Below are 14,075 nucleotides of genomic sequence, written 5' to 3'. Positions count from 1 at the left end.
CCCGGACGAGCGCCCTTGGGCAATGCTCGGGTCCGTGATCCAACCGCATGTCTGTTCGAGTGAATGACCGTTTTCAAGCGAGTCGCGGCATCCGCTGCCATGGCTCTATCCCTGGCGGGTCTTCTCGCCACCAGCACCCCCAGCCTCGCGACCAACGTTGCCGGTGTTGCTGCCACTCCAGTCAGTGCGATGGCTGTTTCCGGGATCAACGTCGCCGATGTTGCGATGGTTCCCCAGAGCGCCCGGGCCACCATGTCCGCGCTCCCCGATTTTTCCCAGGTTGCCGCCCCGGTTTCCGAAGGCGATGAGGACGGCGACTATGACTCGCTGGCCGACGCCGTGGCCGATCAGGACGAGATCGCGTCGAGCGAAGAGCTCCGCTGTCTGGCCGGCGCCATCTATTTCGAAGGTCGCGGCGAACCGCTGGCGGGCCAGCTCGCCGTGGCGCAGGTCATCCTGAACCGCACCAAGTCGGGCCGTTTCCCTACCGACGTCTGCAACGTCATCAAGCAGCGTGGCCAATTCAGCTTCGTGCGTGGCGGTGAAATCCCTTCGGTCAGCCCGTCGCGCAGCGCCTATCGCACCGCCGTCGCCGTCGCCAAGGTCGCGCTGGCCCAGGCATGGGACAGCACCGCGGGCAAGGCGCTGTACTTCAACACCCCCGGCAACCGTCCGGGCGTGCGGGTGCAGAAGGTCGCCGCGATCGGCAACCACATCTTCTATCGTTGATATTTCCAGGCCCCGGTTCGGGGCTTTTGCACTTGTTCATCAAATGTTCTAAGCGGGTGGCATGTTGGACATGCCGCCCGCTTCGTGCGTCGACGATCCGCTATCCCCGCTCTGCGCCGCCGATGTCGCGCGCGGCGTGACCCGGATGCTGCTCCGCCACGACCTGATCACCATTCCCGAAGTCCCGCTGGAGGGCGGGCGCCGCGCCGACCTGATGGCGCTCGACGCGCGGGGGAATGTCGTCGTCGTCGAGATCAAAGTGTCGCGCGCCGACATGCTGGGCGACGGGAAGTGGCCCGATTATCTCGCGCATTGCGATCGCTTCTACTGGGCGGTGCCCGCCGGGTTCGACTGGTCGCCGCTGGAAAGCGCGGCGTTCCTGCCCGAGCGGACGGGGATCATCGTCGCCGATCGTTACGACGCGGCAATCGTGCGCGAGGCGCATAGCGTGCCGCTGCCCGCGCATGTGCGGAAGAAGGCGACACTGAATTTCGCGCGGCGGGCCGGGCGGCGGATGATCGGGCTGACCGATCCGGATGCGGGGATGTGAGGGTGGTAGACCCGGCAGGACTCGAACGCGCAATCTAACCGGGTTGTGGAGAGGTTTTCCCATGGCCTTCGACTTCGCTCAGGCGGAACGGCTCTTAAAGTTGAAAGCGATCAGCATTGCACGGTTTTAGCCCCTCCCCTTCAGGGGAGAGGTGAGCAGAGTTGATCGTTTTCGACTCTAGTACCAAGTCCCCGCCCAACCTCCGTTCAGCCTGAGCGAAGTCGAAGGCCACGTCCTACCCTTACCGCGTCAATACCAACGTCACCACCGACTGCGGCGGCGCGATATCCCCCGTGATATCCACGGACTTATGCACAGCGTCCGTCACGATCATCCGCCGCTGCCACCGCCCCGGCAAGGCAACGCTCAGCGGTCTGGGCGACAGTCCCGGATTGACATGGACCAGCACCAGCCGCCGTCCGTCGGGTGACAGCGCGCCGACCGTATCCATGTCATCCACCGGCACCAGCCGGTCGCCCGGCCGGATATAGCGGCTGAACTGCGCCATCGCCCAGTATTTGCCCGTGACATGGATCGCATGGGGCTGGTCCGCCGCGCCCATCAGGTCGGCCTTGACGATGCCCCAGTTCGACCCCTTCTCGCCCTTGCGAGTGCTGAGATCCTCGACCGCCTGCCAGAAGACCCAGGCGGCGGGCTCCAGCCGCTTGAGATCGCCGACGACATGCTCGGCAAAGGCCAAGGGCGTTGCCATGCCGGTCAGGTCCTCCGGGTCGCCCGACAGCGGCGTGTCGTTCTCGCTCATCCACAAGCGGGTGCCCGAGGCGCGGGCGATGTCGCGCACGGCGGTCTGGTGAACGGTGCCATAGCTGTGGACGTTGAGCTGCCCGATCGCCGCACGAGTGACGGGGGGATAGGCGGCCCAGTCCGCCACGAACAGGTGCGAGGCGGTCTCATCAGGCGCGGCGATGACGGTGGACAGGCGCGTGGCCTTCAGCGCGGCGGCGGTGGCGTCGATCATCTGCGCCTGTCGGGCAGGGGACCAATGCGCGCCTTCCTGGGTGTTGGCGGCGAACCAGTAGTTTGTGTTGGGCTCATTGACCGGCGACAGGGTGCGGAAGGTCAGGTGATGGCGCCGCTGCAATTCGTCGGTGACTCGGACCAGATAGGTGGCGAAGGCGGATTCCTGTCCGGGGCGCAGATTGTCGTCGGTGCCTTTTTCCGCGCCCGACACCCGGCCGCTGACCGTCATGAACCAGGGCGGCGAGTTGGAGAAGGCCTCGAAGATCGGCTGCTTCACACGGGCGGTGATCGCGTCCAGCCACCAGCGCTGGTTGGCGTCCTGGCCCCAGTCCCACATGGCGGGATCGTCGGCGCGCCACCAGTCCTTGCCCGTCACCCCCGCCGGTTGCCGCCAGAAGCCCGGCACCGCGCGCCCGACCTTCATATAGGGCGGGGTGTCGGCCGCATTGCCGCCGCCGATATTGTAGCGCGCGATGGTCCAGCCCAGTCCCTGCGGCCCGTAGAACAGATCGGCCAGCCGCGTCCGCTCCGCCTCGGGCCAGCCGCCCGTGACATGCGCGAACCAGGCAAGCGCGGTGCCCCAGCCCTCGAAGACGGTCGACGGGCGGTCGATCGCGGGCCGCAGGGTCACGGGTACGGGTCGGTCGGCGGCGGGCGGTGCGACCTGCGCCTGCGCCGTGCCCGAACCGAGGATCAGCGCCAGCGCGAGGGCCGCCATTTGACTTTTGCGAAGGATCGTTCCGTTCTTCACCCTGGTGTCTCCCCGCGCATATCCCATCAAACGTCAGACTATAGCCGGGGGCGCGGCGGGTCCGTCAACCTCTGGCGGGTTCGCGCATAAGCTGGCCGCACAGACGCCCTTTTCCCTTGTCGTGCTGACAAAGCCGTCATAAAAATCAGACAAATATAGCGCGATCCGGTCAGGGAATCGTGTATCAACAAAGGGGAGTGCGATGAATTGGCGTTTGGCGGCCGGTACGGCCGTGGTGGCTCTGGCGAGCCCGGCTTTTGCGCAAAACGGCCCGCAGGTCGCCGCCGTCCAGGTCGATCCCAGCCGACCCGATTGGGAAAACCCCGCCGTCAACGCACGCGGCACCCGCCCCGCCAGCGCCACCGCCTTTCCCTATGAAAGCCGCACGCTGGCACTGGCCGGGGACCGCGCCCGGTCCAGCCGCTTCATGAGCCTCGACGGCGATTGGTCCTTCGCCTTCTCCCCCTCGGTCGACGGCGCGGCCAAGGGGTTCGAGCGGCCCGACTATGATGTGTCGAAATGGAAGACCATCAAGGTCCCCGCCATGTGGCAGGCCGAGGGATATGGCCAGCCCAAGTATAACAACATCACCTATCCCTTCCCCGCCAACCGGCCGCTGGTGCCGCATGACGATAACGAGACGGGCTCCTATCGCCGCGACTTCACCCTGCCCGACGGGTGGCGCGGGCAGGATGTGATCCTTCAGGTCGGCGCGGCGGGATCGGCGTACCGGCTGTGGGTCAATGGGCAGGAGGCCGGCTATTCGGAGGACTCCAAGCTTCCCACCGAATATGACGTCACCCGGTTTCTGAAGCCCGGCCGCAATGTCGTGGCGATCCGCGTCCATCGCTGGTCGGACGGCAGCTATCTGGAGGATCAGGATTTCTGGCGCGTCTCGGGGATCGAGCGTTCGGTGTACCTGCGGGCGGTGCCGAAGGCGCGGATCGACGACCTGTTCGTCCATGCGGGCCTCGACAGGAATTACCGCGACGGCACGCTGTCGACCGAACTGACGCTGCCCGCGCTGCCCCAGGCGATGACCGCGCGGATGACGCTGCTCGATGGCGAGCGGGCGGTGGTGACGCAGCAGGTTGCACTGGCCCAGGGCGCGACCTCGGCCAGGCTGGAGGCGGTGGTGCCGGGTGTGCGGAGCTGGTCGGCGGAGACGCCGCATCTCTACACGCTGCTGGTCGAACTGGTCGATCCGAACGGCCAGGTGGTGCAGGCCACGCCGCAGCGTATCGGTTTCCGCACCGTCGAGATCAAGGACGGGCAGGTCATGGTCAATGGCCGCCGCATCATGATCCGCGGCGTCAATCGGCATGAGCATGACCCGGAGACTTTCCACGTCATCTCCGAAGAGTCGATGCGCCGCGACCTGGAGCTGATGAAGCGCAACAACTTCAACGCGATCCGCACCTCGCACTATCCCAACGACCCGCGTTTCCTGTCGCTGGTGGACGAGTACGGCTTCTACCTGATGGACGAGGCCAATATCGAGAGTCACGCCTATATGGAGGCCGGCAACCGCCATGGCGACGAGCGGGCGAAGTATCAGATCGGTTTCGACCCCGCCTGGGAAAGCGCCCACGTCTCCCGCGTGATGAACATGGTCGAGCGGGACAAGAACCATCCCTCGATCATCTTCTGGTCGCTGGGCAACGAGGCCGGGATCGGGCCGAATTTCGAGAAGGCGGCGGCGGCGATCCGGCGGCGCGATCCCGCGCGGCTGATCTCCTATCTCGGCTGGGGCACGCTCGACTGGAGCCACCAGCCGAACAATTACGTCGATATCTACGCGCCCATGTATGACGACATCGAAAAGATGGTCGACTGGGCCGAGGACCCGACGCGCACCCAGCCGATGATCCAGTGCGAATATGCCCATATGCAGGGCAATTCGGGCGGCAATTTCAAGGATTACTGGGACACCATCTATGCCCACCGCAAGCTGCAGGGCGGCTTCATCTGGGACTGGGTCGACCAGTCCATGTACCGCTATGCCAAGGACGGGCGGCGCTATTGGGGCGATGGCGGCGAGTACGGCCCCAATCCGGGCGGCGATATCGAGTTCGGCGACGGGTTGAACCAGCCCGACCGGACGCCCAATCCGCAACTCTACGAAGTGCAGAAGGTGCAGTCGCCGATCCGCTTCGACGGTTACGATGCGAAGACCGGGCAACTGACTGTACATAATCGTCATGACTTTATCGATCTGTCGGGTTTTACCTTCGACTGGGTTGTGGAGAAGAACGGCGTCGCGGTGGCGAGCGGGCAGCTGCCTGCGCTGACGACGGCGGCCGGACAGGTGCGGACGGTGGCGCTCGCCCCCAAATTCGCGCGCGAGGCCGGGGCGGAATATCTGCTGACCGTTCGCGCCCATGCCAAGGACGGCACGATCCGTGCGGTTCCGGCCAATTACGTGGTCGGTTGGGAGCAGTTCGCGCTCAGCGATGGACCCGCCATGCCGGTGGCGGCCAAGGGGCAGGTTGCGGTCGCCGATAGCGCCGACAGCGTCACCCTGTCGGCGAACGGCGCGGAGCTGGTCATCGACCGCAACACCGGGCTGGTCACGCGCTATGCGGCGGCGGGGCGTGTGCTGGCCAAGGGCGGCCAGCCCAATTTCGTTCGGGCCGAGACCGACAACGACACCGCCAATGGCACCGTCGCCCAGCAATCGGCCTGGTTCACGATGAACGGACGCTATCAGGTGCGGAGTGTATCGATCGGTCCCGACCAGAGCGTGACCGTCGACCACGAGATGGGGGCGGGCGCGGCGCGCTTCGTCACCCGCTACACGATGGCGGGCAATGGTGCGGTCGATGTCGACGGCCAGTTCGTACCGCTGAAGGCCGACTTGCCGCCGCCGGTCCGCATCGGCCTGTGGTACACGATGCCCACTACGGTGAAGACGGTCGAATGGTATGGGCGTGGCCCGCACGAAAGCTATGTCGATCGCAAGAGTTCGGCCGCGATCGGGCTGTGGCGCGGGGCGATCGCCGAGCAGAATCACGATTACATGCGGCCGCAGGACACCGGCAACAAGGTCGATGTCCGCTGGATGGAACTGTCGGGCGAGGGGGCTGGCCTGCGCGTCCGTGCGCCCAGACCGCTGATGATGCAGGCGCTCGCCTTCCCCTATGGCGACCTCTATCGCCGTGCGCCGGGCACCTGGAAATCGACGGATATCGTGCCCCATGGCGAGACGACGTTGATCGTCGATGCCGCTGAGTGGGGTGTCGGCGGCGATACGACCTGGAGCCATGTCGGCCAGCCGCACATGAAGTACCGCACCACGCTGGAGCCGACCCGTATCGCCTTCCGGCTGGAGCCCTTTACCGGCGACGGCACGAGTCCCGAAAAAGCGAAGCCGGCCCGTGCGACGGAGCCGCAATAGGGCTGTTCTTTACTCGGACAATAAGCCATCATGCCGCATCGGGCAGAGGAGAATCCATGAAAAGGGCAACGAAATTTCTGATCGCGGCGGCGGCGACGCTGTTTGCGGGGACCGCGATGGCGCAAACGGCACCCACCACGAGCGAGCAGGTCGAGGTGCATGCCGACCGTCCGGGTCCCGTCTATAACCGTCGCCTGTTCGGCCAGTTCGCCGAGCATCTGGGCACCGGCATCTATGGCGGCATCTGGGTCGGCAAGGGCAGCAAGATCCCCAACATCAACGGCTATCGCCGCGACGTGCTCGACGCGCTGAAGGCGATCCGGGTGCCGGTGATCCGCTGGCCGGGCGGCTGCTATGCCGATGAATATCACTGGCGCGAAGGCATCGGCCCGCAGGCCAAGCGCCTGACCAAGGTCAACACCAATTGGGGCGGTGTGACCGAGGACAACAGCTTCGGCACGCATGAATTCATGAACTACAGCGAGATGGTCGGCGCCGAGGCCTATGTCTCGGGCAATGTCGGTTCGGCCTCGCCGTCCGAAATGGCCGAGTGGGTCGAATATATGACCTTCCCGTCCAAATCGACCTATGCCGAGGAGCGTCGCAAGAACGGTCGCGACAAACCGTGGAAGCTGGCCATGTTCGGCATCGGCAACGAGCTGTGGGGCTGCGGCGGCAATATGCGTCCCGAATATGCCGCCGACGTGACGCGTCGCTATTCGACCTTCCTGAAGGTCCCGGCGGGCGAAAAGCTGATGAAGATCGCCAGCGGTGCGAACAGCGACGATTACAACTGGACCGAAGTGATGATGCGCGATGCGGGTGGCGCATTCGACGGCATCGGTGTGCATTATTACACCATCCCCGGCGACTGGTCGCACAAGGGCGCGGCCACCGGCTTCGACGAGGAAAGCTGGGCGCGCACCCTGTCCAAGACGCTGAAGATGGAGGAGCTGCTCACCCGTCACTCGGCGATCATGGACAAATATGATCCGAACAAGCGGGTCGCGCTGCTCGTCGACGAATGGGGCACCTGGTATGATGTCGAACCCGGCACCAATCCGGGCTTCCTGTACCAGCAGAACTCGCTTCGCGACGCGGTGGTGACCAGCCTGAACCTCGACATCTTCGCCCGTCACGCCGACCGCGTGCGCGGCGCCAATATCGCCCAGATGATCAACGTCCTCCAGGCGATGATCCTGACCGACGGCGCGCGCATGGTGAAGACGCCGACCTATTGGGTGTTCGACATGTACAAGGACTATCAGGACGCGACCGTCCTGCCGGTCGATGTCCAGTCGCGCTGGTATAACAAGAACCAGTGGGTGATGAAGGCGGTCAGCGCCTCGGCCGTGCGTGACAAGGCGGGCGTGGTGCATGTCGGCCTGACCAATGTCGATCCCAACCAGCCGGCGACCGTCTCGGTCAAGCTGGACGGCGTGACCGCGGCTCAGGTGTCGGGCCGTGTCCTGACCGGCGCGACGATGGATGCGCACAACAGCTTCGACGCGCCGAACCAGGTCGCGCCGCAGCCGTTCAACGGTGCGACGCTGTCGGGTGGCGTGCTGACCGTGCAGGTGCCCGCCAAGTCGGTCGTCATGCTGGATCTGCGCTGATGAAGGCCCGCGCCGGGGCGCTGCTCGCCGCCGTCCTTCTGACCGGGGCGGCGGGGTCCGCCGCACCCCGGCGCGAGGTTTTGTGGAATAGTCCGGGGGCGGGCAATCCGCTGCTTCCGGGCTATTTTGCCGACCCCTCCATCGTGCGCGACGGGGGGCGTTGGTACATCTTCGCCACGGTCGATCCATGGGGGGATGACCGTCTGGGCCTATGGACCTCGGACAATGGCCGCGACTGGACCTTCTCGCAGCCCAACTGGCCGACCAAGCAGGCCGCGACCAGCCCGACCTCGGGCGATGCCAAGGTCTGGGCGCCCTCGGTGGTCAAGGCGCCCAACGGCCGCTGGTATATGTATGTCTCGGTCGGCAGCGAGGTGTGGGTCGGCTCCGCCCCGTCACCGGCGGGACCATGGGCCGATGCCAATGGCGGCAAGCCGCTGATCGCGCGCGACTTTGCACCCCAATATCACATGATCGACGCCGAGGCGTTCGTCGACGATGACGGCCAGGCCTATCTCTATTGGGGATCGGGGCTGAACTGGGTCAACGGGCATTGCTTCGCCGTGAAGCTGAAGCCCGACATGGTCCATTTCGACGGCGCGCCGCGTGACGTGACCCCGGCCAACTATTTCGAAGGCCCCTTCATGGTGAAGGAGAAGGGGCGTTACCTGCTGACCTATAGCGACGGCAACACGACCAAGGACACCTACAAGGTCCGCTATGCGGTCGGCGCGTCGCCGATGGGACCCTTTACCGAGGCGGCGAACAGCCCGCTGCTGGAAACCGATGCCGCGCGGCAGGTCATCAGCCCCGGCCATCACGCGATCTTCGCCGACAAGGGCAAGGCGTACATCCTCTATCACCGCCAGGCGTTGCCCTTCGTGATGGGCAGCGAGCGGGTGCTGCGGCAGGTGGCGATCGACCCGCTGACCGTGCGGGCGGACGGCACGTTCGAAAAGGTCCGGCCCAGCCATGATCCGGCGATCCCGGCCTTTGCCGCGCATCGCGACCATGGGCTGCGCTGGACGGGCGAGGGCGTCGACGCACTGGCGGCGGACGACAATTACGCGACCGTCTGGCGGCCGGAGGCGGGCAGGCCGCCGGTGCTGACCGCCGATCTGGGCGCGGTGCGTGACGTACGGGAAAGCCGGGTCCGTCCCGCCTTCGCGATCCAGCCGCAGGATTTGCGGGTCGAGGCATCGCCCGACGGCAGGCGCTGGCGCGAGGTGGCGGCCGAGACGGGGGTGAGTGGTTCGCCCATCACCCTGCGCCATCCGGGCAAGGCACGGTTCCTGCGCATGACGGTGACGGCGAAGGAACCTGCGATCCTGGAATGGTCGATCTTTTAAGCCCCTCCTCCGGAACGGGGGAGGGGTTTGGGGAGGGGGCTGGCCGCAAGCAACGGTCTCGGTGAGACTCCAGGCCCTCCCCCATCCCCTCCCGTTTACGGGAGGGGCGTGCCCGGCGTAAGCGGCGCGTGTCCACACCCCCCGTTCAGCCTGAGCGAAGTCGACGGCCATGGGCAGACCTTTCCCCAAACCCCACGACAACCGTAACACAGGGCGTGCTAGAGTAGACCCACATGACGCCCATGGCGGTCGTGAGGGAAGGCAAGGAACGGCATGGCGCCATACGCATCAAGCACGGTCGCGGACACCCTAACCCCCTTCCTGTCGCAATGGACCGCCCCGGACGGGTGGGTTCACCGCCGCTATGACCGCCCGCATGAACCGGGCACGACGCGGCGGGGGCGGTTGCTGTTCCAGACGGGCCGCGCCGACATGATCGAGAAATATGGCGACGCTATCGACGCGTTCCGGGCACAAGGATGGGACGTCACCGCCTTCGACTGGCGCGGGCAGGGCGGGTCGGGGCGGCTGACGCGCGACGGGACCGGGCATATCGACCGGCTCGACCGGCTGGCCGAGGATCTGGCGGCCTTTTATGGCGAGTGGGTCAGGCCGGGCGAGGGGCCGCATGTCGTGCTAGGCCATTCGATGGGCGGGTTCGCCACCCTGTCGGCGCTGGCCGGGGGCGGGATCGCGCCCGATGCGGTGGTGCTGGTCGCGCCGATGCTGGCGCTGCGCTCGCCGGTCGGCCAATGGGCGGGGGCGCGCTTCGCCCGCTGGCAGGTCGGGCGTGGCGATCCGCTTCGCCCCGCCTGGCGTCGGCTGGAGACGCCCGCCGCCGCGACCGCGCGGCAGAAGAGGCTGACCCATGACCTGACCCGCTTCGCCGATCAGCAGGCGTTCCGACAGGCCCGGCCCGAACTCTGTCTGGGATCGCCCAGCTGGCATTGGGTGGCGGAGGCCTTTCGCGCGACGGCGACGCTTCGCGAGAATCCGGCGCTGGGGCGGATCGAGACGCCGGTGCTGATGCTGGTCGCGCTCGCCGATCGGCTGGTCGATGCGCGGGCGGCGGCGCGGGTGGCGCAGCGATTGCCGCAGGGCGAACTGGTGGCCTTTGGTCGTGGCTGTGCGCATGAGATATTGCGGGAGGCCGATCCGGTTCGCGCCAACGCCTTTGCCGCGATCACCGCGTTTCTCGACCGGCGCGTACCCGCTACTTCACTCCGCAGCGAACCGGACCACCGCCGGTGACCCGGCATTTGGGCGTGCCCGCCACCGTCACCCTGCCCAGCCCGCCATTGGCGACCGTCGCCATATAGCGCGCCCGTGCGGCAATCTCGCCGGGGCCGTCGAGCGTGACGGTCAGGTCGCCTGCCTCCAGCGCCTCGGCCGCGATGCTGGCAGGCCCGTTGGCCGCCAGCCGCGCCTTGCCGACCCGGCCGCCCTCGATCGTCAATCTGGCGGGGCCGAACAGCGTCGCGGCCAGTTGATCGCCATCGGCCCGCCCGACCCGGACCTCGCCCGTGCCTGTCACGGACATATTCAGCGCACTGCCCTTCATCGCCTGCACCGTCACCTGCGCGCCGCCGATGACGGTGACGCCCGACAGAGGCGGCGCGGCGAGGGTCAGCGTGACCGGCGCATCGCCCCTGCCCGTGCCCCCTCCCGCACGTCGCACGACCAGCGTGCTGCCCATCACCTGCGCCTCGACCTGACGCAATGCCGCGCCGTCACCGGACAGGGCTCCGCGAGGCGAGGGGCCGGTGGTCATGATGACGCGGAACGGCCCCTCGACCCGCAACTTGTCGAAGCTGCTCAGATCGACGCGCCGCTCGGCGGCCAAGGCCGGTGTGGCGACGACCAGCGCCGAAGCCAGAAGCGCGAAAGCGGTGCGGATCGACATCGCCGTCATCCTCGCACCGCTCCGCCGGCGTCGCAAGCAGGTCCCCTTACAGGGTACGCCCACAGCGTGCGCTGCCCGATCCCGCCTTGCGGACGGTGCAGACCGAGTTCGGCCCCAGATCGGCATCGCCCGAACCGCTCAGCGACACCTTGGCGGGGCCGTCGACCTGCACCGCGACGCGGCCCGATCCGGCAATTTCGACCTCGGCCTGTCTGGCGTGAAGCCCCTTGGCGCGTATGTCCCCCGACCCGGCAATGCCGATCTTCAGCGCACCGACCCGGCCACCCGCCTGGACCGAGCCGGAGCCCGCCACGCCCAGTTCGGCCTGCTCGACCCGCATCGCGCCGATCGTCAGGTCGCCCGAACCCGCAATCCCGCCCTTGAAGCGCGCGCCGTCGATCCGGTCGATGCGCATCTGTCCCGATCCCGCGATACCCGCTTCGGCCAGGCGCGGCAGCGTCACCAGGATGCGGACATTGCGGCGATTGCCCCAATGCAGCCCCTTCTTCATGCCGATCAGCAGCGTGTCGCCATCGCGCGCGATGCGCAGCTGGTCGAGATCGGATGCCGCCCCTTCCGCGCGTACCGAAAAATCGCCCCCGACCCGGATATCGACCGGATCGCTGCCATTGCTCGATACCGCCGTGAACCCGCGCGTCGCATAGCTGCGCGCGTCGCCCGAGCCCTGGGGGGAGACTTCCTGTCCCTTGGCCTCGCTTCCGAACGAACAGGCGGCGGTGGGCATGGCGAGCACGAGCAACCCGGCAAGCGTGGTGAGAAGGGGGGATTTGGGCATGAGCGACCTCCTGTGTATTGATAGAATAATACACATGGCCGGGCGATCTGCGCAAATGAAAAGGGGCGGCCCCGCCTGGGACCGCCCCTTGTTCGTGTCGAAGAAGACCGACCGCCTATCAGGCGGCGGGCTTTTCCTTGTTATAGATGGCGGCGGCGGCACGCAGGATTTCCAGGATCTTCTCCTGGGCGCGCGGCTCGTCCACCTCTTCCATCGCGGCGAGTTCGCGGGCGAGGCGGCTGGTGGCCGCTTCGAAGATCTGCCGCTCGGAATAGCTCTGCTCGGGCTGGTCGTCGGCGCGGAACAGGTCGCGGACCACTTCGGCGATCGACACCAGGTCGCCCGAGTTGATCTTGGCTTCATATTCCTGGGCACGGCGCGACCACATGGTGCGCTTGACCTTGGGCTTGCCCTTCAGCGTTTCCATCGCCTCGCGCATCGTCTTGTCCGAGGACAGCTTGCGCATGCCGACCGACTCGGCCTTGTTGGTGGGAACGCGGAGCGTCATGCGCTCCTTTTCGAACCGCAGCACATAGAGTTCGAGCTGCATCCCTGCGATTTCCTGCTTTTGCAGCTCGATAACGCGGCCCACGCCATGTTTGGGATACACGACATAGTCACCGACGTCGAAGTGGAGCGCCTTGGCAGCCATTGGGGGCCTTTCCGGATCAGGGCCTTCGCACGAGCGCCGGACGAGCGGAAATGGGTCCACTGATCAAGTCGGCCTCGGGAAGGAAGGGTCGAACACATCAAAGGCGGGCGGTCGCGAAAAAAGCTATGCCCGTCGCGGAACCATATAGCATGGTCGCAACAAAATTACCAGCATATGTGCAGGTTGCCGGAACCATCGGGCGCCAAGGCCCAACGGATCCAATCTTTCCTCCCCTGGAAGGGGAGGTGGCAGGGCGAAGCCCTGACGGAGGGGTATTCCGCTATCGAGAGGGGAGACACCCCTCCACCATGCTGCGCATGGTCCCCCTCCCCTTGCAGGGGAGGAATAGCTTTTGCTCAGTCGCCCTTGCCGGGCTCCGGGCTGAAGAACTGGTCGTACTTGTTCTCGACGCCCTTCATCGCATCGGCGTCGGGTGGCGTCTGGTCCAGCTTGCGGGTGACGTTGGGCCATTGGGCGGAGAAGGTGTTGTTCAGCTCCAGCCACTGTTCCAGCCCGCTCTCGGTGTCGGGCAGGATCGCCTCGGCCGGGCATTCGGGCTCGCACACGCCGCAATCGATGCATTCCGACGGGTTGATGACGAGCATGTTCTCGCCCTCATAGAAGCAGTCGACGGGACACACCTCGACACAGTCCATATACTTGCAGCGAATGCAGGCATCGGTGACGACGTAGGTCATGACAACTCCCAAGGTACGAACGCGTGCTGCTATGCCGCGTGTGGCGATCCGTCAACGCCCGAAACCGTGTTAAGGCCCGAAACCGGCGAAGTGACCAGGTCGCAGTAACAGGCGCGACCTTCGGCGGGCGGTCCGCGCCGGACGGGCAGCGACTCCACGCGCAACACGCGCACATTGCCAGCCTGCGCAAAGGTCAGGATGCTGCCGATCCGGACCGGCGCATGGGCGCGATCGATCGCGCGGCCGTCCATGCGGAAATGCCCGTCGCACGCCATCGCCTGCGCCCGCTCCCGCGACTTGGCGATCCGCGCCCACCAGAGGAAACGGTCGAGCCGCATCGACTCAGGCGAAGGGGCGCGGGTGCTCATAGGGCGGGACGGTCCTTTCTGTGAGAAAGTGAAGACATGCGGTATCTCATTTCTCCCCAAGCCATGCTTGGGGAGGGGGACCATCCGCAGGATGGTGGAGGGGCAGGGGCCTGGCGATGACCTTCGTGGCCTGGCGCGAGCCGCAGGGCATCGCCCCTCCACCACGCCCTGTGGGCGCGGTCCCCCTCCCCATCGGAGATGGGGAGGAATGTCATTGGGAAGGTCTGCCCCAGTCGGCGAGCGCGGCGAAGGCGTTGCCGGGGCTGGCCGCGACACGCGGGACGG

12 protein-coding genes are annotated in these 14,075 nt (G+C 66.3%); 6 read left to right on the top strand and 6 right to left on the bottom strand.

All coding sequences use genetic code 11. The features are described 5' to 3' along the window. Nucleotides 1-63 precede the first annotated feature (63 nt). Both BSZ14_RS07045 and BSZ14_RS07040 read left to right on the top strand, forming a co-directional pair. Nucleotides 64-729, top strand: a complete 666-nt coding sequence (locus tag BSZ14_RS07045; RefSeq protein WP_076710377.1) for a cell wall hydrolase — start codon at nucleotides 64-66, stop codon at nucleotides 727-729. Between the two features lie 61 nt (nucleotides 730-790). Beyond that, complete coding sequence (locus BSZ14_RS07040) at nucleotides 791-1,279, top strand: MmcB family DNA repair protein (protein WP_076710376.1); 489 nt, start codon at nucleotides 791-793, stop codon at nucleotides 1,277-1,279. A gap of 241 nt (nucleotides 1,280-1,520) precedes the next feature. Here the strand turns inward: BSZ14_RS07040 and BSZ14_RS07035 are convergent, their stop codons facing one another. Continuing rightward, a complete protein-coding gene (locus tag BSZ14_RS07035; RefSeq protein WP_076710375.1) occupies nucleotides 1,521-2,978 on the bottom strand; it encodes a glycoside hydrolase in 1,458 nt (485 codons plus the stop codon). A gap of 235 nt (nucleotides 2,979-3,213) precedes the next feature. On the opposite strand from BSZ14_RS07035, the gene BSZ14_RS07030 reads away from it, so the two are divergent. The 4 genes from BSZ14_RS07030 to BSZ14_RS07015 all read left to right on the top strand — a co-directional run bounded on the left by BSZ14_RS07030 (nucleotide 3,214) and on the right by BSZ14_RS07015 (nucleotide 10,624). Further along, nucleotides 3,214-6,408, top strand: coding sequence for a glycoside hydrolase family 2 TIM barrel-domain containing protein (locus BSZ14_RS07030; protein WP_076710374.1), 3,195 nt, complete (start codon nucleotides 3,214-3,216; stop codon nucleotides 6,406-6,408). Between the two features lie 56 nt (nucleotides 6,409-6,464). Then, nucleotides 6,465-8,024 carry an alpha-N-arabinofuranosidase gene (locus BSZ14_RS07025; RefSeq protein ID WP_076710373.1) on the top strand — a complete coding sequence of 520 codons (1,560 nt, stop codon included), beginning with the start codon at nucleotides 6,465-6,467 and terminating at the stop codon, nucleotides 8,022-8,024. Then, nucleotides 8,024-9,373, top strand: coding sequence for a family 43 glycosylhydrolase (locus BSZ14_RS07020; protein WP_076710372.1), 1,350 nt, complete (start codon nucleotides 8,024-8,026; stop codon nucleotides 9,371-9,373). Before BSZ14_RS07025 ends, BSZ14_RS07020 begins: the two co-directional genes overlap by 1 nt. A gap of 273 nt (nucleotides 9,374-9,646) precedes the next feature. Then, nucleotides 9,647-10,624, top strand: coding sequence for an alpha/beta fold hydrolase (locus tag BSZ14_RS07015; RefSeq protein ID WP_076710371.1), 978 nt, complete (start codon nucleotides 9,647-9,649; stop codon nucleotides 10,622-10,624). On the opposite strand, the gene BSZ14_RS07010 is transcribed toward BSZ14_RS07015, so the two are convergent. From BSZ14_RS07010 to BSZ14_RS06990, 5 genes are all read right to left on the bottom strand, one after another. Further along, complete coding sequence (locus BSZ14_RS07010) at nucleotides 10,587-11,276, bottom strand: GIN domain-containing protein (protein ID WP_076710425.1); 690 nt, start codon at nucleotides 11,274-11,276, stop codon at nucleotides 10,587-10,589. The genes BSZ14_RS07015 and BSZ14_RS07010 overlap by 38 nt on opposite strands. 46 nt (nucleotides 11,277-11,322) lie before the next feature. Continuing rightward, nucleotides 11,323-12,072, bottom strand: a complete 750-nt coding sequence (locus tag BSZ14_RS07005) for a head GIN domain-containing protein (RefSeq protein WP_076710370.1) — start codon at nucleotides 12,070-12,072, stop codon at nucleotides 11,323-11,325. Nucleotides 12,073-12,190: 118 nt separating this feature from the next. Beyond that, nucleotides 12,191-12,724, bottom strand: a complete 534-nt coding sequence (locus tag BSZ14_RS07000) for a CarD family transcriptional regulator (protein WP_042486954.1) — start codon at nucleotides 12,722-12,724, stop codon at nucleotides 12,191-12,193. A gap of 356 nt (nucleotides 12,725-13,080) precedes the next feature. After that, the gene (gene fdxA, locus BSZ14_RS06995; RefSeq protein WP_042486955.1) at nucleotides 13,081-13,422 is read right to left on the bottom strand and encodes a ferredoxin FdxA; all 342 of its coding nucleotides are present in this window, start codon (nucleotides 13,420-13,422) and stop codon (nucleotides 13,081-13,083) included. A 29-nt stretch (nucleotides 13,423-13,451) separates the two neighbouring features. Next, nucleotides 13,452-13,790, bottom strand: coding sequence for a S4 domain-containing protein (locus BSZ14_RS06990; RefSeq protein WP_042486957.1), 339 nt, complete (start codon nucleotides 13,788-13,790; stop codon nucleotides 13,452-13,454). Nucleotides 13,791-14,075: the final 285 nt, after the last annotated feature.

The organism is Sphingomonas sp. Sph1(2015), from assembly GCF_001970915.1.
Classification (GTDB): Bacteria; Pseudomonadota; Alphaproteobacteria; order Sphingomonadales; family Sphingomonadaceae; genus Sphingomonas; species Sphingomonas parapaucimobilis.
This window is presented reverse-complemented; position numbering and strand designations above follow the sequence as displayed.